Source organism: Listeria welshimeri serovar 6b str. SLCC5334 (assembly GCF_000060285.1).
In the GTDB taxonomy this organism is placed as follows: domain Bacteria; phylum Bacillota; class Bacilli; order Lactobacillales; family Listeriaceae; genus Listeria; species Listeria welshimeri.
On the sequence record NC_008555.1, the window covers coordinates 1,985,477 to 2,002,711 of the forward strand.

General features: G+C 35.9%; 17 protein-coding genes and 1 riboswitch. Of the genes, 1 reads left to right on the plus strand and 16 read right to left on the minus strand.

The window, feature by feature from the left end; translation table 11 throughout:
- Window positions 1-12 precede the first annotated feature (12 nt).
- The 13 genes from menG to LWE_RS10020 form a co-directional block, all read right to left on the minus strand.
- Window positions 13-723 (minus strand): demethylmenaquinone methyltransferase, encoded by a 711-nt coding sequence (gene menG, locus LWE_RS09960; RefSeq protein ID WP_011702723.1) that lies wholly within the window; start codon window positions 721-723, stop codon window positions 13-15.
- Window positions 724-745: 22 nt separating this feature from the next.
- Complete coding sequence (locus LWE_RS09965; RefSeq protein ID WP_011702724.1) at window positions 746-1,513, minus strand: heptaprenyl diphosphate synthase component 1; 768 nt, start codon at window positions 1,511-1,513, stop codon at window positions 746-748.
- 59 nt (window positions 1,514-1,572) lie between these two features.
- Window positions 1,573-2,142, minus strand: a complete 570-nt coding sequence (folE, locus tag LWE_RS09970; protein WP_011702725.1) for a GTP cyclohydrolase I FolE — start codon at window positions 2,140-2,142, stop codon at window positions 1,573-1,575.
- Between the two features lie 233 nt (window positions 2,143-2,375).
- Window positions 2,376-2,651, minus strand: coding sequence for an HU family DNA-binding protein (locus LWE_RS09975; RefSeq protein WP_003720260.1), 276 nt, complete (start codon window positions 2,649-2,651; stop codon window positions 2,376-2,378).
- 411 nt (window positions 2,652-3,062) lie between these two features.
- A complete protein-coding gene (locus LWE_RS09980) occupies window positions 3,063-4,043 on the minus strand; it encodes a tyrosine-protein phosphatase (protein WP_011702726.1) in 981 nt (326 codons plus the stop codon).
- 101 nt (window positions 4,044-4,144) lie between these two features.
- The gene (locus tag LWE_RS09985) at window positions 4,145-5,161 is read right to left on the minus strand and encodes an NAD(P)H-dependent glycerol-3-phosphate dehydrogenase (RefSeq protein ID WP_011702727.1); all 1,017 of its coding nucleotides are present in this window, start codon (window positions 5,159-5,161) and stop codon (window positions 4,145-4,147) included.
- A gap of 21 nt (window positions 5,162-5,182) precedes the next feature.
- Complete coding sequence (gene der / locus LWE_RS09990) at window positions 5,183-6,493, minus strand: ribosome biogenesis GTPase Der (RefSeq protein ID WP_011702728.1); 1,311 nt, start codon at window positions 6,491-6,493, stop codon at window positions 5,183-5,185.
- 143 nt (window positions 6,494-6,636) lie between these two features.
- Entirely contained in the window at window positions 6,637-7,782 is a 1,146-nt protein-coding gene (gene rpsA / locus LWE_RS09995) for a 30S ribosomal protein S1 (protein WP_011702729.1), read from the minus strand.
- A gap of 361 nt (window positions 7,783-8,143) precedes the next feature.
- Entirely contained in the window at window positions 8,144-8,818 is a 675-nt protein-coding gene (gene cmk, locus LWE_RS10000) for a (d)CMP kinase (protein WP_011702730.1), read from the minus strand.
- A gap of 16 nt (window positions 8,819-8,834) precedes the next feature.
- A complete protein-coding gene (locus LWE_RS10005) occupies window positions 8,835-9,797 on the minus strand; it encodes an asparaginase (protein WP_011702731.1) in 963 nt (320 codons plus the stop codon).
- Window positions 9,798-9,877: 80 nt separating this feature from the next.
- Window positions 9,878-10,555 carry a LysM peptidoglycan-binding domain-containing protein gene (locus tag LWE_RS10010; RefSeq protein WP_219932303.1) on the minus strand — a complete coding sequence of 226 codons (678 nt, stop codon included), beginning with the start codon at window positions 10,553-10,555 and terminating at the stop codon, window positions 9,878-9,880.
- Window positions 10,556-10,929: 374 nt separating this feature from the next.
- Window positions 10,930-12,336 carry a RecQ family ATP-dependent DNA helicase gene (locus tag LWE_RS10015; RefSeq protein WP_011702733.1) on the minus strand — a complete coding sequence of 469 codons (1,407 nt, stop codon included), beginning with the start codon at window positions 12,334-12,336 and terminating at the stop codon, window positions 10,930-10,932.
- Window positions 12,333-13,340: a YpbB family protein gene (locus LWE_RS10020; RefSeq protein WP_011702734.1), complete on the minus strand. Its 1,008-nt coding sequence runs from the start codon at window positions 13,338-13,340 to the stop codon at window positions 12,333-12,335. The genes LWE_RS10015 and LWE_RS10020 overlap by 4 nt, the downstream gene beginning before the upstream one ends.
- A 155-nt stretch (window positions 13,341-13,495) precedes the next feature.
- On the opposite strand from LWE_RS10020, the gene LWE_RS10025 reads away from it, so the two are divergent.
- Window positions 13,496-13,720 (plus strand): ferredoxin, encoded by a 225-nt coding sequence (locus LWE_RS10025; protein ID WP_011702735.1) that lies wholly within the window; start codon window positions 13,496-13,498, stop codon window positions 13,718-13,720.
- Between the two features lie 43 nt (window positions 13,721-13,763).
- Here LWE_RS10025 and LWE_RS10030 read toward each other — a convergent pair whose 3' ends face one another.
- From LWE_RS10030 to LWE_RS10040, 3 genes are all read right to left on the minus strand, one after another.
- Window positions 13,764-14,375 carry an ECF transporter S component gene (locus LWE_RS10030; RefSeq protein ID WP_011702736.1) on the minus strand — a complete coding sequence of 204 codons (612 nt, stop codon included), beginning with the start codon at window positions 14,373-14,375 and terminating at the stop codon, window positions 13,764-13,766.
- Window positions 14,376-14,564: 189 nt separating this feature from the next.
- Window positions 14,565-14,685, minus strand: a riboswitch (FMN riboswitch).
- Between the two features lie 129 nt (window positions 14,686-14,814).
- Window positions 14,815-15,333 (minus strand): acyl-CoA thioesterase, encoded by a 519-nt coding sequence (locus LWE_RS10035; protein ID WP_011702737.1) that lies wholly within the window; start codon window positions 15,331-15,333, stop codon window positions 14,815-14,817.
- A gap of 21 nt (window positions 15,334-15,354) precedes the next feature.
- On the minus strand, window positions 15,355-17,139 hold the full coding sequence (locus LWE_RS10040) for an ATP-binding protein (RefSeq protein WP_011702738.1): 1,785 nt from the start codon (window positions 17,137-17,139) through the stop codon (window positions 15,355-15,357).
- Between the last annotated feature and the right edge of the window lie 96 nt (window positions 17,140-17,235).

A 17,235-nucleotide genomic window follows, 5' to 3' on the forward strand; every position in this document is an offset into this window, starting at 1 on the left:
CTTGCCACCTTATTATTCCTTCTTTTTAAATCCAAAGTGAGTTGCACTTGCGCCGCCACTGTGTGAAATATATCTTACGTATGAAAATCCGGCATCTTGAAACATTTCCGCAAGTTTTGACATCCCTGGAAATTCTCGTGTTGATTCTTGTAACCAGCTATATTCTTTATAACTTTTTGCAAAAAACTTCCCAAATACAGGCATTACATAACGGAAATAAGCATTAAAAACTTGTTTCCAACCAGGAATATTTGGTTGCGATGTATCGATACACGCAAGCTGTCCGCCCGGTTTTAACACACGATACATTTCACGCAGCACTTGCATATAATCTGGTACATTTCTAAGTCCAAATCCAATTGTTACATAATCAAAACTATTGTCTGGAAAAGGTAACTCCATTGCATTCCCGTGAATAAGTTCTACATTATGCAAATCTGCTTCTTTCACTTTTTCACGGCCGACTTTCAGCATATTTTCACTAAAATCAAGTCCTGTTACATGACCTTCTGGACCAATTTCTTCAGCCATCATGATGGACCAATCTGCCGTTCCACAACAAACATCAAGCACATTCGTCCCTTTTTGAACACGCATTAGTTTCATTGTTTCTTTGCGCCATTTCACATGTAGTTTAAAACTAATAACACTATTCATTCGGTCATAACTTGGCGAAATTTTCTCAAATACTTTATGTACTTTTTCTTCTTTAGTTTCCGTCATATCCCGAATCTCCTTCTATTTATCAGTCATTAATAACTTTGATGATTCTTTTTTCCAATATATTAGAAAGCGTTTCAGACTCATTATTTAATCTTTCCACTTCACTTTTTACATCACGAATAATAGCAACTAACCAGCTTTCAAAATTAGTTACAGCTTCTTTCGCAAAGTAACCATGATCGTAGGCGCGCTTCAACCTAGACGCACCAATTTCCCGGTAAGTTGTTAGTTCCTTTTGTAATCTTTTAAGTAAGAAAAATTGACAACCTAATTCGATAAATGTTTGATCTTTCATGAAGTACTTCGCAAACTTAGTAAAGATTGCCGCATTTGTCATAGTGAGTTGTGTAAGATATTCTTCATCTGTTGCTACATGTAATTGGTAAATGTTCGTTTTTGCTGTATTTGTTTCTTGTACACCACTTTGTAAAGCGCGGAGCAATGGAATCATTTCTAATTCAGCTAGCGTCCGGTAATACAGTGCACTATAAAAGTCCCCAGCAAGAACTGTTAATTCTTGTTCTTTACGAGTTAATTGTATAATATCGTCTGGTTCATCAATTTTTTCATGCGTATCATGTGCTAAAATCATGTACAGTGTTGCACTCACTACTCGATGTGCTGCAGCATCAGTCAAATCAGAGCCTGAAATCGCTTCATGAAGAAATAGCATTTGATCTTTATCCATTTGCCCGCCTTCATTATTCTCTTGTAAATATTGATAGACTGCTTGCTCATGTACCAACTGCTCCACTTCCTTTAGCCCAGCCTCTTTTGCCTGATAAGTCATTTAACAATCCCCTTTTGAATCTCTTTATTACGTAAAATAAATTATACCATAAAGGATATTTAATTATGCTTTATTAAAGCTAAAACTTCACTTCTCAGCTTATCATCGTTTTTAAAAGCGCCTCTAACTGCACTCGTTATTGTTTTTGTTCCAGGTTTATTAACACCGCGGATAGTCATACACATATGTTCAGCTTCCATTATTACCATGACTCCGAGGGGTTTTAACTTATCCATCATAATTTCTGCAACAGTTGTTGTTATACGCTCTTGAAGCTGTGGTCGTTTGCTCACATCATCCACTACTCGAGCAAGTTTACTAAGTCCAGCAACTCGTCCGTTTTGAGGCAAGTAAGCCACGTGAGCTACCCCAAAAAAAGGCACAAGGTGATGTTCACACATAGAAGAAAAACGAATATCTTTTACAAGTACTAATTCTTCGTGTTGCTCTGCAAAAATAGTATCAAAATGAATAGAAGGATCTTTTTTTAACCCTGAAAAAACTTCTTCATACATACGAGCTACACGCATGGGCGTATCAATTAATCCTTCGCGTTCTGGATTTTCTCCCACTGCTTCTAAAATAACTTTTACCGCATCAGCAATCTTTTGTTTATCTATTTGCTCCATCCTTCATTCCCCTATCTTTTTGCATTATATACCTTGTATATCTTAACACAGCCGAACATCAAGGTAAATTTAATTTGCTTAAATAAATGAGAAATAGGGTTAATTTGCTTCGTTTACTATATTCCCTATTTCTTTATCAGAAAAACCACCAAAAAATGCGCAAAAAAAACTAGCCTAGCTTAATTATAAAATTAAGGCCAGACTAGAGTTAGTGCTTAAAAAGTCTATGTAACTTATTTAACAGCTTCTTTAAGCGCTTTACCAGGTTTGAACGCTGGTACTTTACTTGCAGGGATGTCGATTTCTTCTTTCGTACGAGGGTTACGACCTTTACGGGCAGCACGTTCACGTACTTCAAAGTTACCAAATCCGATTAATTGAACTTTTTCACCTTTAGATAAAGAAGTTTGAATAGTTTCGAATACAGCTTCAACTGCTTTCGCTGCGTCTTTTTTAGAAAGATCAGCTAATTCAGCAACACTGTTTACTAAATCAGTTTTATTTGCCATTGTGTTTTTCACCTCCTTCACAGAATACTACAAAATAAGCAGGCACAAGATGGTACCTGTATTTCTCTTTTTTTCCAAAAATAAAATTGATTTTGGAAATTTAAGGAGAATCATGACTGAAATGGCTTAACTACAAGCCTTAACAGTAATTCTGATAAAAGATTATCACATAATCCCTGTAACTGCAAGGAATAATGCCAAACTGACACTGTTTCTTAACATTTTCAATCACATATTTTTCTATAAAAGCTTGAAAACGTGATAGTATCAACCTGTTAACCATAATACTAACTTGGAAGTCTTAGAATAGCAAGCGATACCACTATTTTTAGCCAAAATAGTTCTTTTTTCATAAAATTATGTGTAAATTTGTTGTTATTACCTGAAAACTCTAGGTTTCTGAGCCTAGTTTCATTCTAACAATAACTTTTGAAAAGCAGCTTTTTGTTCTGCAGTAATTCCGATTCCTTCTTCTAAATATTTATCGACTGAACCAAATTGTTTTCTCATTTCATCAAAGGCAATTTCTAAATATGCTGGACGCGCTTCTGCCATTGGGCGGAATGTTTCCAAGTCGATTTTTTCAGATTCATTTGCGAATAATGAAATAATCCCACCCATTTCGGCCAAGATTTCATCCTGATAGCGATTAGTAAGGGTATAGTCGTCGAAAATCGTTTTTTCAGGCACATCTAGTAATGTTAGTAATAATGCTCCTAAAACGCCTGTACGGTCCTTCCCGGCTGTGCAGTGAAACACAAAAGGCACTCCGGCTTCAGCATCTTTTAAGATTTCATCAAAAATCTCTTTAAACCCTTCCATAGATTGAACAAAAACACGATAGCTTTCTCCCATTAAGGGTTCATAAATTGCTTGATCATTTGTTATAGGTAGAGTAGTTTCCTCGTTTTTCGCTGTACCAATAGGAATATGTTTATTAAGTACGCCTTGAATGGCTGGCGTTGGCTGAGCTTTCACTTCCGAACTACTACGCAAATCACAAATCCATTTAATATGTAATTTTTGAAGCAATTCTGTGTCTTCTTTACTTATATGCACTAAATTAGAAGATCGATATAGCTTCCCCCAGCGAACATGTTGACCATTTTTAGATTCGTATCCACCCATATCACGAAAATTAAATACACTTTCTAATGGTAAAATCCGTTCTGAAATCACTAATTTATCCCCATTTGGAGTCTGTAAAAAGAAATAAATAGGTACATCTTTTGTTTCATAAGTATAGTGATTGACATCATCTGTTACGATGAAAACAGGTTTCATATTTGCTTCTAAGGTAGCTTGACTGCTGACAAAAACCATTGTTCCTTCGCTGACTTCTCCCTTTTCCCATGTTAATGTTACAGTCTTATCTTTACGCGTGATTTCCATATTTTCCACCTACTTTTTCAAATTTAGTGCTTCTGTTTTATTTTAGCATAATTCATAAAAAAAGAGCCAAAATAAGCGAATAGCTCATCTTGACCCTTCTATTAAAATGATTCTTTTTCGATTTTCTTTTTACGACCCATTAATAAATCAACTGCTTCACGAGCATCTTTATTTTCAAATAAAATCGCGTAAATAGATTCGGTAATTGGCATATCAATATCCAGCTTATTCGCCCAACCGTGCACTGCTTTGGCTGTTCGAACCCCTTCAACGACCATACCCATTTTTTCTAATACTTCATCTAAATTCTCGCCTTTACCAAGCATATTCCCAGCACGCCAATTACGTGAATGCACGCTCGTGCAAGTAACGATTAAGTCACCTATACCAGTTAGTCCGTAAAAGGTTTGCGGGTTAGAGCCCACTGCAACACCGAGACGAGTGATTTCTGCCATGCCTCTTGTCATTAGTGCTGCTTTTGCATTATCTCCGTAACCAAGGCCATCAGAGATTCCTGCGCCAAGTGCAATAATATTTTTAAGCGCACCACCAATTTCTGCACCAATCACATCATCATTTGTATAAATTCGTAAGTTATTATTAATAAAGCGATCTTGAACAACTTCGGCTGCTTTTAAATCTTTACAGCTCGCACAAAGCGTCGTTGGGTGGCGAAGAGCTACTTCTTCTGCATGACTTGGCCCTGAAAGAACAACAAGTGCATTTCGTTTTTTTGCATCAATCTCTTCTTCAATCACTTCGGACATTCTAAGATTCGTTTCTGGTTCAATACCTTTACTAACATGAACTAAAATAGTTGGTTCTTTTAGCGCTTCATTTAACTGCTTACAAACCACGCGCATCGCATTTGTTGGAATAGCAATCACGACAATTTCAGCACCGTCTATAGCTTCATCCAGTGATAATGTCGCTTTTACCTCAGTTGGTAAAATAATATCTGGCAAATAGTGACTATTCGTGTGCGATTCGTTAATTTCATTCACAATTTTATCTAAGTTTCCCCAAATAACTGGTTTATGATTATTATCAGCAAGGACAAGTGCAAGACCTGTTCCCCAACTTCCAGCGCCAAGAATAGCTACTTTTTTCTGTGTCATTATATTTTCCTCCCGAAAACTTTACTTACGCTTACGAGCAATTACTCGAATTGGCGTACCATCAAACGGAAATGCTTCTCTAATCCGGTTTTCTAAGAAACGTTCATAAGAAAAATGCATTAGTTCTGGATCATTAACAAATACAACAAAGGTTGGTGGTTTAACAGCCACTTGTGTTGTATAGAAAATTTTAAGTCGTTTTCCTCTGTCCATTGGTGATGGATTCATTGCCACTGCATCACTAATAACATCATTTAGCATACTTGATTGTACACGTAAAGAATGATTATCACTTACTTGATTGATTAGTGGGAATAAGTTATTTAAGCGTTGTTTTGTTTTAGCAGAAACAAAGACAATTGGTGCATAGCTCAAGAATTGGAACTGTTCCCGAATATCTTCTGTCCATACATTAATTGTTTTTTCATCTTTATTAATTGCATCCCACTTGTTTACTACAATAATAATTGCACGTCCAGCATCATGCGCATACCCAGCAATTCGCTTATCTTGCTCACGAATACCTTCTTCCGCATTAATAACCACAAGAACAACGTCAGAGCGTTCAATGGCTCTCATCGCACGTAACACACTATATTTCTCTGTGCTTTCATACACTTTCCCACGTTTTCTCATGCCGGCTGTATCAATCATGACATAGTCTTGACCATCAAACGTATAAGTTGTATCAATTGCATCACGTGTTGTTCCTGCAATATCAGAAACAATAACACGGTCTTCTCCAAGTAAGGCATTTAGAATGGATGATTTACCAACATTTGGTCTACCAATCAAACTAAATTTCACTGTGTCATCTGGATATTCTTCCTCTTCTTCTTTTGGAAAATGAGCGCGAACAGCATCAAGCATGTCGCCAAGCCCTAGTCCATGTGAACCAGAAATTGGATACGGCTCACCAAACCCAAGTGAATAAAAGTCGTAAATTTGATCACGCATTTCTGGGTTATCTACTTTATTAATCGCTAAAACAATTGGTTTATTAGACCGGTAAAGAATTTTTGCTACTTGTTCGTCTGCATCGGTAACCCCTTCACGACCATTGGTAATAAAAATAATTACATCTGCTTCATCAATTGCGATTTCCGCTTGTGCACGAATTTGCTCTAAAAATGGTTCATCGGAAAGATCAATACCACCTGTATCAATAATGTTAAATTCTTTTCCAAGCCATTCCGCTGAATTATATATGCGGTCACGTGTCACACCAGGAACATCTTCCACTATGGAAACACGTTCGCCAACGATTCTGTTAAAAATAGTCGATTTGCCAACGTTTGGACGTCCGACAATCGCTACAACTGGTTTTGCCATTATTTCACCTTCTTTTTTCTCGAATCCTATTTATCAAACTTTCTTTAGTTTATCAGTAAAACAGCTTACTGGCAATGAAAAGTTCGATCGATAAAAGAAAAAGAGCCCGCGGGAACAGTCTCCCTAGGCTCTTTTGCGTACAATTATTTATCGTCGTTTTGAAGACCTTTTAATTTATCTCCAATTAAATCACTCATTTGGAATCCAGTATTCTCTTCCGGAAGCTCATAGTCAGCTTCTTCCACTGGAGCATCTTGTAAATCTTTAATGCTTAAGGATAAACGTTTGTCTGCTTCGTTTACTTCAAGTACTTTTACTTCGATAGTTTGTCCTTCTGAAAGAACTTCTTGTGGTGTCCCAATATGTTGGTGTGAGATTTGGGAAATGTGAACCAAACCTTCCACTCCAGGGAATATTTCCACAAAAGCGCCAAAAGTAACTAAGCGAACTACTTTTCCTTCTAATACAGAACCAACAGGCGCTTTTTCAGCAATGCCGTCCCATGGTCCGGGCAAGTTTGCTTTAATAGAAAGGGAAATACGTTCGTTTTCAGGATCAATTCCGATAACTTTAACTGTTACTTTTTGTCCTTCTTCTAGTACTTCTTGTGGTGTAGCAATATGTTGGTAAGAAATCTGGGAAATGTGAACTAGGCCATCAACGCCACCAATATCAACAAATGCACCAAAATTAGCTAATCGCTCTACAACGCCTTCAATGACATCGCCTTCTTTGATTTCACTTAATAACGCTTGTTTTTGGCTCGCTTTTTCTGTTTCTACAACTGCACGGTGACTTAAAATGACACGGTTGTTCTCAGGTTCAAATTCTACAACTTTAAAAGTAAGTGTTGTTCCTTTATAATCTGCGAAATCTTCCACGAAATGATCTTCTACTAGAGAAGCTGGAACGAAAGCACGAACACCTAAGTCAACTACTAAACCGCCTTTTACAACATCACTGACAACTGCTTCAAACACTTCACCAGACTCAAATTTAGCTTTAATATCATCAGATGCTTTTTCTGCATCCACTTTTCTTTTAGATAAAACAAGTACATCGTCTTCTACTTTAGTAACGATTAAATCAAGTGTGTCGCCTACGCTTACAACGTCAGAAGCTGTCTCCACATGTATATTGGAAAGTTCACTTATTGGAACGACACCATCAAGTTTGCTATCAGGAATACCAACATAAACTTGTTTATCTTCCACACTCGTAACTGTGCCAGTGACTTTGTCTCCTTCTTCAAAATTTTTAACTTCTACATCAAATAAATCTTCAGACATGTGTAGCCCTCCATTCGTTAGTCGAATTTTAGAATTTTCTAATTCAGAAGCAACATATTTATTTGCTTCACCTTCTTGACTAGTTTTCCTAGATAGGCACTTTCTGATTGAAAAAATAGAAAAAATATCAATTACACCTTTAGTCAAACTGATCTTTTGGCTAGAAAATCCTTGCAAGATACTTTTCACAAAGTAAAAAATCTCTCTTATAACATCCTACAAATCCAGTCATTTGTCAAGCTCTTTTAAGATGAGAGAACTGCTTATAAGCCGTGAAATCGCTCCGCTTGTTTAGTGTTTCACGGTTAAATTAAAAAAGTGCTACATTTTCATTTAGTTCAGAAAATGTAGCACTTTTTTATTAATTATTGATTTTTTGTTCTGCTAACGAAAGAATTTTATTTGCCACTTCTTCAATTGACATAGAAGTTGTATCTACTTCAATGGCATCCTCTGCTTTTTTAAGTGGAGAGTGTTCTCTTGTATAATCCAAATGATCTCGTTCTTCAATTTCTTTTTTAAGTTGGTTTAAATCCCCAGCAAAACCTTTTGCAACATTTTCTTTAAAACGACGTTCAGCTCTTTCTTCCACACTTGCTAATAAAAAGATTTTCAGTTCTGCGTTTGGAAGCACTGCTGTCCCAATATCACGACCATCCATCACAATACCGCCTTCTGTCGCAAAAATTTGTTGTCTTTCTTGTAATGCTTCACGAATGGCAGGATGGGCAGCAACAATGGAAACGTGATTCGTTACTTCTAAAGATCGAATCACTTCTGTTACGTTTTCATCATTAATAAATACTTGTTGTACTTCACCTGGTTCAAAACGAATCACCGTTTTTTGAAGTAACTGTGCAATAGCTGTTTCATCTTCATAGGCAAGATTGTTTTTTTGAGCAATATAAGTCACAGCTCGATACATAGCGCCTGTATCAATATAAACAAAGCGCAATTTTTTCGCTACAATCTTCGCTACAGTACTTTTCCCTGCTGCAGCTGGCCCGTCGATTGCAATACATATTTTCTTAGTCATAGAAATAAAACTCCTTTTATCTGAAATTGGTTTGATTAATTTCTTCTTGTGATGCTAAAAGAACCATTAACTTCATTCGCGCTTTTTTACTATCATAATCTTTTCCTAAAATAACTCCGCGATTATACAAATCAAATGTACTACCTTCGTAATCATATGTAGTATATACATTTCCTTCTTCCGCACTTGTCGTAATAACTACTGGAATTCCAGCCTCTAATGCACGGATAATTGCTGGCATCATTTTTGGCGCAACTTGTCCGCGACCGACACCTTCAAGGACTATTCCCGATACGCCATTATCAATCGATGCATCAATAAATAGCCCATCTGCACCAATATAACATTTAATAACTACTACTTCTGGTAAATCTAAACGAATATCAAAACACTCATGTTCTAACGGTTTTTGGTAAAGAAAAACTTGGTCATTATCAATAATTCCTAGATAACCAAAGCCAAATGCACTAAAACCTTGAATATTTGAAGCATGTACTTTCTTTACATAGCGAGCAGCGAAAATCCGCTCATTAAATACAACAACCGTCCCTGCCTGATGTAAATTGCTTTCACAAGCTGTATAAATAGCATGCCGAATATTAACATACGCATCTGTTCCTGGTTCTTCTGGTGCTCTTTGCGAACCAGTAACTACAATCGGTCGTGTATCTGTGATTGCAAGATCAAGGAAATATGCCGTTTCTTCAAGCGAATCTGTTCCATGTGTTACGACAATACCATCATAAGTTTCATCCATAAAAATAGACTCGATTAACTGTTTCAAACTAATTAAATCTGGAAGGGTAATATGCATGGATGGAAGTTGAAAAGTAGAATAAATATCTATTTGAATTTCTGTTGGCAATTGACAGAGTGCAGCTAATTCTTCACCGGATAATTCTCCAGAAGCAAGTTTTCCTGATGCCGTTTTTTTACTTGCAATCGTACCGCCTGTCGTGATTAAAGCAACTTTTGCCATCATTATTTCCCCCTACTTTATCCATATGAACAAACAAATGAGTCTCGGAAGCGTTTCCCAGACCCATTCATTGTCGTTCATTACTGTGGAATTTTTAAAACTGTGCCAACCGGAACATCATTACTTCCAAGTCCATTGGCTTGTTTAATTTTTTCTACGCCTGCAGCTGCACCAGCACTACCATATGCGGAACGCGCAATGCCGTATAATGTTTCACCTGCTTGAACAGTGTGAGAACTAGCAGCGGCTTTTTTCTCAGCTTCTTCATTTGCTTTTTTCTGAGCGGCATCTGCTTTGGCTTTTTCTTCTGCTGCTGCTTTATCGGCTGCAGCTTTTTCTTCCGCGGCTTTTTGATCAGCTGCTTCTTGTTCTTTTTTAGCAGCTTCTGCTTTGGCTGCATCTGCTTCTTTTTTCTCTGCTGCGGCTTTTTCATCTGCAGATTTTTTGTCGGCAGCGGCTTTCTCTGCCGCCGCTTTTTCTTCTGCAGCCTTTTTCGCTTTTGCTTTTTCTTCTTTTGCATCTGTATTATTTGATACGTTTACAGTGGATTCTGTTTCTGTTTTCACTTCATCAGACGAACCCAGATTTTGCACTGTAACAAATACAATCACAATAACAATTGGTATTAATAAAAAGAATACAATTAATAAATTAAGTAATGGATATCTAAAAATAGTTTTCTTTTTTCCTCTTCTGCTATCAGAACGGGATAACATTGGCGGTTCATTATTAAATTCGTCTTGCCCTTCTGAATTCATATCATAATCAGCCGGTTCTTCAAATTCCCGTTTATCTTTTCTTTTTCTCGCCACTCAAAGTTCCTCCTTTAGTGCTTTTTAAAATTATCCTATGCACTATTATTGGCACAGAGAAGTGTTACATATAATCCTAATAAATGAAATGCCTTTGAAATAATTATACCCATAAATGTAACATACAACAACACTTAAACCACTTTTTTAGTAAAAAAAGCAATAATAATTATAATTTAGTTCTCCTGGCATAGATTCGCTCTCCGTTTCACACAGATTACTGAACAAAATAATAACAATATTTTATCTATTAAACAAGCCTTTTTTAATAAAAAAATGTGAAATAATCTACTTTTTGTCGAATTTCGTAACATATAGAATTATTGTAATAAATAACTTAAATACGTTTCCCAGCTAGGAAGTTCTTTTGATTCTACGCGTTCTTGTTTTTCATAACTAGAGATCCCTGCACCATCTAAATCACAACAATTAACAGGTTTGTTTTGATTATCCGGGGTTTCCTCAAAATAGTGCATAATATAATAACGCCGGCAATCTTCTGTATGTAAGTAACCTATGAATTGCTGAAGATTTCTTCGCTTCCATTTCTTACGGTAGTCTATTTTGGCAGTTAATTCCGCAGAACTAAGCCCACTCCTCTGATAATAATCGATAAAACGTTGCTCCGTTTCTGGTAAAGTCTTAAGTTGATCTTTGGATAAATGAATTAAGCTGACATCTGGAATATCTTGGTCTGCTAACTGCATTTGGATAAATTCATCTCCACTTGCATAAAGCAAAATAGCGACACTAGCAACCCCGTCACGACCAGCGCGTCCAATTTCTTGTAAATAAGCTTCTAAATCAGCAGGCATATGATAATGAATAACAAATCTAATATTCGCCTTATCAATTCCCATTCCAAAAGCACTAGTAGCACATATAATATCTAATTGACCATAGACAAATTGCTGTTGAATCACAATCCTATCTTCTGGTTCCATATCCCCATGATAATAAGCAACTTTTAAGCCTTCCATTCCGTTTAACTCATGAGCTGTCTGTTCTGCTAATTTTTTGCTTGAAAAATAGATAATACCCGGCGTTTGTAATTTTGAAACCAATTCATAAAGTCGTTCTTTTTTTAAATGCTGATTGCTGAATTTTTCTACTTGCAAGGAAATATTTGGCCGGTTAACCGAATAAATGACTTGTTCACAATTAGTTAAATGAAGCTGTGTTAAAATATCAGCTCTTACTTGTTTAGTAGCTGTTGCAGTCAAAACCATTGACACAGGAAATTTAGCTTCTTCAATAAACTGACCTAACATTAAATAATCTGGTCGAAAGTCATGCCCCCACTGAGAAATACAATGCGCCTCGTCCACAACAAACAAACTGATTTTTTGTTTTAGTAACAGCGTTTTTACTGTTTCATTATTTAACATTTCTGGTGATAAAAATAGGAATTTATAAAAATGAATATTAGCAAGGATTTGGCTTTTTTCTTCCCTTTTTAAAAAGCTATTTAAGGCAGCGACTCGCTTCTCTCCTTGTGCTCGCATTCGTTCCATTTGGTCTTGCATTAAAGAAAGTAGCGGTGACACAATTAATACTAGTCCTTCCATCAAGTGACCGGCTAATTGATAACAGACTGTTTTTCCTGTACCAGTGGGTAACATAGCAAAACAATTTTTCTTTCTTAGAGCTGCTTCAATTACTTCTTTTTGACCAGGGCGAAATTCTTCAAAACCAAGATAAGCTTTTAGTTCTTGCTCTAAGTTCATTTGTCACCCTCCTTACTAACAACAGCTAATCGAATTTGATAATAATCCAAGTCTGGAAATGCGGCTTTAATTTCTCGCAACAAACGCCAATTACTTTGGTTGATTGTTTTTATTAATTCATCATCTGGTAAATACGGGACTCTAGCTTCTTTATAGGTTGCTCTAATTTCCACAAAATGATCTTGAATTGTACTTATTTTTAAATTCCGAATCTGTTCAATTGTATCTAGATCTGCACCATTTTGCCAAAGTGTATAGGTTTGTAGAGCAGAACTAGTAAGAGCAGTTATTTCGGATGGAACTAAACTTTCAAGTAGCACCCATTCTTGCGGATTTTTCTTAATAAAAGCGAGCAAGCGATGAATTTCATGTAATACTTCAAAATACACTTCCCATTTTTCTACCTGATATTTAGCAGCAATTTGTTCAGTTGTATTACCCATTAAATCACCACCAGAAAAACGCTCAATTAAAAATGCTGGTTTGGCAACGTTTAGTTTTTTAATCCACTCAAATAATTCTTCATATAATTGATTTGCAAGAACTGTTTGGTCCTTATTTCGCAGCCAATTCTTAATAAAACCTTGGACATTTTTATCACGAATAATGGGTAAATAATAACTTTTTTGATGGTGTTTATTACTAACCACTTGTACCGCAAGTCTTAAATGAGCAAAAAAATCGAACGCTTGTCTTTGAAAGGCAAAACCTTGAAAATTTGGATAGTCTTGTTCAAAGAATAGTTCTATATCGGTTTGAACTATATAGCCATTCTCAGTAGAGGCAACCATCCCTTGATCCGTCAATTCTATTAGTCTAGCTTCCAAAAACCTTGACTTCAAGTTAGGCATAAGTCCAAATAAATGTTGCACTTGAAAAAGATGGGCATCTTGAACAGCTTGCCCAGTTCTTCTCCCAGCTAAAATGGTATATAAAAATGGTAATTTTCTAGGTGTTATACATTTCTTTAAGACGGTTAATATATAATCATCTAGCTTATCCAAGACGTTCCCACCACCTTTTTTAGTAATTATAATCATACCACAGAAACATTTGTTCTACATTAGTTTTCCTTAAAAAAACTTTTTCAAAATATGTTACAATAGAAAAAGAAAAAATCTAGCTTCAAATAGTTGTTTTTAGAAAGGAAGCGGAGAAATTGAAGTATTGTCTCGTCGAAAAAGATACATGTATCGCTTGTGGAGCTTGTTCTATTCATGCACCTGATGTTTTTGACTATGATACAGAAGGTCTTGCTTTTAATATGTTAGATAATAACACTGGAAAAGTAGAAATTCCTAATGATTTAACCGAAATGGTGATTGACGCAGAATTTGCTTGTCCATCACTTTCTATAAAAGTTTCTGATACCCCGTTTACATAAAAAATCCGTGCGCTTATGTTTTAAAGCGCACGGATTTTTTTATTTAATGACTCATTTCTTGCCGTTTTTTTTCAAATTTACGTCGTTCTTTTATTGTTTGATTTTTAGCAATCCATTTTTTAAGTCTTGAATATAATAGTAAGAATACCCCGCTGACAATAACTCCTTTTAGCAAGTTAAACGGTATAATCGCATAGGTGATTAACCAAGCAACGTCCGTGTTCGCAGGAAGCCCACCAAGTTTTATATAGAATGGTAGCAGTACAAAATAGTTGAAAAGCGCCATTGCACCTGTCATTAGTAGTGTTCCTACAGCGGTCGAAAGCACCATCCCTTTAGTTGAACGCAACCAATGAAATAAATAATAAATCGGTAACACATAAAATATTCCCGAAATAAAATTGGCCAATTCTCCAATCGGAACTCCAACTGGACTACCTGACACAATGTAAAGTAGAACATTTTTGATTAATTCTACTAAAATCACCGCGAGTGGTCCAAATAATAAGCCACCAATTAAAGCTGGAATATCACTAAAATCAAGCTTTAAAAATGGTGCACTCGGTAGTAACGGAAATTGCAACATCATCAAAATAAATGCTAATGTGCCGAGAACCGCCACGCTTACAAAAACCTTCATTGAATAATTCTTCATTGTCATTTCTCCCTTGATGTTCACCAAGAAGCGAGTGACATCACTTAACGAATGCAACCCAAGCAAATAAAAAACCTCAACTAAAAAAAGTTGAGGGAGAGTTTGTGAATAAATAAACAAGAACAGAATACTTAAATAAGCATCCAAGCTTGCTACCACGTGCTCGTGAAGACAAACGAAAAGGTCTGCCAACATCTTCTCCCATCCAGACTATACTGTCGGTCCTGGAATTACACCAGAGTCAACTGCTAAAAGCAGATCGTGGACTTTAACCACCGGTCGGGAATTGCACCCTGCCCCGAAGATGAACGAATATTTTATTACAATTTTTATTTTACCATGAAAAAATTTTTTCGCAAGCCATTTTGTATATTTTTTCACGTAAGCGCTTTCTTATAAAAGAAACGAAAAACCAGATATTTGTCTGGTTTTAGGTCGACTACCACGGAATGTTAGTGGACAGTGATTCCGCTAATAATTGATTTTCTTTTAAACGAATTTTACGTGCAATACTTCTTGCTTCAGCTCCAGCATGGATTCTTTTTTGTTCTTCTGTTTCAGGTTCTACAAGTGGAACTTCTACCGTTTTCCCGTTATTATCAAGTGCTACAAATGTCAGAAACGATGTCGCTGCTAAATAACGCTCACCCGTCTTTAAATTTTCAGCAATAATTTTAACAAAAATTTCCATTGAACTTCTACCAGTAGAAGCAACATAAGATTCTAAACAAACAGAGTGATCATTTTTTATTGGCTTTAAGAAATCAACCGAGTCTGTAGAAGCTGTTACGATTTCTGTACGACAATGACGAGATGCACTAATCGAAGCAGTGTCATCAATATAGGTCATTAATCTTCCGCCAAACAGCGTATTATGATTATTTGTATCCGACGGGAATACCCGACTTGTTTTGATTACTAATGATTCTTTACAAAATTTTGTTGGTCTTTTTTCCATTTTTCTCGCCCCTATCTATTTTTACAAAGGTAAAGTGATGATAAAATCTGAGCCTTCACCTAATACACTTTCAACAGAAATTTTTCCATTGTGTGCTTCTACAATATTTTTAACAATCGCAAGGCCAATTCCTGTTCCTACTGCCTTGCCGCGTTTTCTAGCTTTATCGGCTTTGTAAAAACGCTCAAATAAATATGGAATGTCCTCTTCAGCAATTCCGCTACCATTATCAGATACAGTAATAACAAGATTATTTCTTGTTTTATCGATCGTTTGTTTTAAAATAACTTTTCCTGCATAACCTTCTTTACCAGTATGACGAATAGCATTCATAATTAAATTAATCAATACTTGCTCCATACGGTCTTGATCATAGGAGTATTCCAAATTTGGTGTTTCTAGTTCCAACCCCAGTTCAACAAAATTTTCTTTAGCAAGTACATCAAAATTAGCAATTACTTTTTCGAGTAAAGGAGCAATTGGCATTTTTTGATTATCCATATGGTTAAATCCGGCTTCCATTCTAGCTAAATCGAGCATATCATTCACCAAACGACCAATACGCAGTGATTCATCATAAATAATTTGCGCAAATTCCCGCACTTCTTCATCAGATTGAGCGACACCATCAATAATGGCTTCACTATAACCTTGCAACATGGAAATTGGTGTTCTAAGTTCATGGGATACATTATTAACAAAATCGCTTTTCATTTTTTCGAGTTGTTTCTCTTCTGTCATATCTCGAATGACTGCAACAACACTGCGAACATGTTCACCCGTGTAAAGTAAAGTTAAAATGGCCACATATGTCCGGTCCGCAAAAGTTATTTCTCCTACTTGTGATTCCTTCTTATCTAGTGTTTCATTTAATAAATCATCTAATGCAACCGGGATTAACACTTTTTCCGAATTTTCAGGAGAGAAAAACCAATTATGTAAAAATTCTTCTGCGGGCGGGTTACTTAAAATAATCGTTTTATCTACACTAAATTTAATCACACCATCAGCCATACCAACTAAGATATTTGATAATTGTTCCTTTTCTTGTCTGAGGGCACTAATGTTATATTTTAGTTGCTTGGCCATATCATTAAAAGCAACACCAAGTTCGCCAATTTCATCATGAGTATAAGTTGGTACTCGATTATCGAAGTTCCCTTTTGAAACGGCGATGGCAATTTTCTTCATTTCACGAAGCGGAAATGCCATTCTGGATGAGAAGACAAAAGAAAGAATAGAAGTAATCACAATCGCAATAATTCCAGAAATGATAAGAGTACTCATCGTTTTTTGATTAACTTTTAAAATATCGTGATACGCTTGGTAAACATAAACAACACCAGATTCTCCATTATCTAAATCAAATTTTTGTGCCGAGATTTCTACTGGTAATGAACTATCCTTCGTTTTAAAATTATACTTCATTGTTACCATGTTATCTGCTTCGAGTGCTTCATTAAGCGTCTCATCATGAATTAGTTTATTAGCAGAAGCATTTGATACAGTGTCTGTAGATTGTGATTGATAAATATTCTTTCCATCTTGTTCAATTACTACCCCCATCGTATCATCCAGTAGAGATAGTGCTGAAACATTATTGTTTTCAGCTGAAATCACGGAATTATTTTTTTTCATAATTTCTACAATGCTAGCCGTTTTTTCTTCTAATTCTTTCGTAATTTGTTCCATATTGTTTTTTTCATAAATCATTGCCACTAAAAAGCCAGAAATTACCAATATACCAATCAATAAAAGGATAATAGTACTCCATATTTTACCAACAATACTATTCCAAATTTTCATCTGCCTCACCTCAGTTCACAAAAAAACAACGAACAAAGCACGTGCGGCATAACACTTGCCGATAAACGTCTTTGCCCGCTATCTTAATTAGTTTTA

Coding starts and splice junctions, on each gene's coding strand:
- menG (WP_011702723.1), bottom strand. CDS start 723: ATGACGGAAACTAAAGAAGAAAAAGTACATAAAGTATTTGAGAAAATT.
- LWE_RS09965 (WP_011702724.1), bottom strand. CDS start 1,513: ATGACTTATCAGGCAAAAGAGGCTGGGCTAAAGGAAGTGGAGCAGTTG.
- folE (WP_011702725.1), bottom strand. CDS start 2,142: ATGGAGCAAATAGATAAACAAAAGATTGCTGATGCGGTAAAAGTTATT.
- LWE_RS09975 (WP_003720260.1), bottom strand. CDS start 2,651: ATGGCAAATAAAACTGATTTAGTAAACAGTGTTGCTGAATTAGCTGAT.
- LWE_RS09980 (WP_011702726.1), bottom strand. CDS start 4,043: ATGGAAATCACGCGTAAAGATAAGACTGTAACATTAACATGGGAAAAG.
- LWE_RS09985 (WP_011702727.1), bottom strand. CDS start 5,161: ATGACACAGAAAAAAGTAGCTATTCTTGGCGCTGGAAGTTGGGGAACA.
- der (WP_011702728.1), bottom strand. CDS start 6,493: ATGGCAAAACCAGTTGTAGCGATTGTCGGACGTCCAAACGTTGGCAAA.
- rpsA (WP_011702729.1), bottom strand. CDS start 7,782: ATGTCTGAAGATTTATTTGATGTAGAAGTTAAAAATTTTGAAGAAGGA.
- cmk (WP_011702730.1), bottom strand. CDS start 8,818: ATGACTAAGAAAATATGTATTGCAATCGACGGGCCAGCTGCAGCAGGG.
- LWE_RS10005 (WP_011702731.1), bottom strand. CDS start 9,797: ATGGCAAAAGTTGCTTTAATCACGACAGGCGGTACGATTGCAAGTAAA.
- LWE_RS10010 (WP_219932303.1), bottom strand. CDS start 10,555: ATGAATTCAGAAGGGCAAGACGAATTTAATAATGAACCGCCAATGTTA.
- LWE_RS10015 (WP_011702733.1), bottom strand. CDS start 12,336: ATGAACTTAGAGCAAGAACTAAAAGCTTATCTTGGTTTTGAAGAATTT.
- LWE_RS10030 (WP_011702736.1), bottom strand. CDS start 14,375: ATGAAGAATTATTCAATGAAGGTTTTTGTAAGCGTGGCGGTTCTCGGC.
- LWE_RS10035 (WP_011702737.1), bottom strand. CDS start 15,333: ATGGAAAAAAGACCAACAAAATTTTGTAAAGAATCATTAGTAATCAAA.
- LWE_RS10040 (WP_011702738.1), bottom strand. CDS start 17,139: ATGAAAATTTGGAATAGTATTGTTGGTAAAATATGGAGTACTATTATC.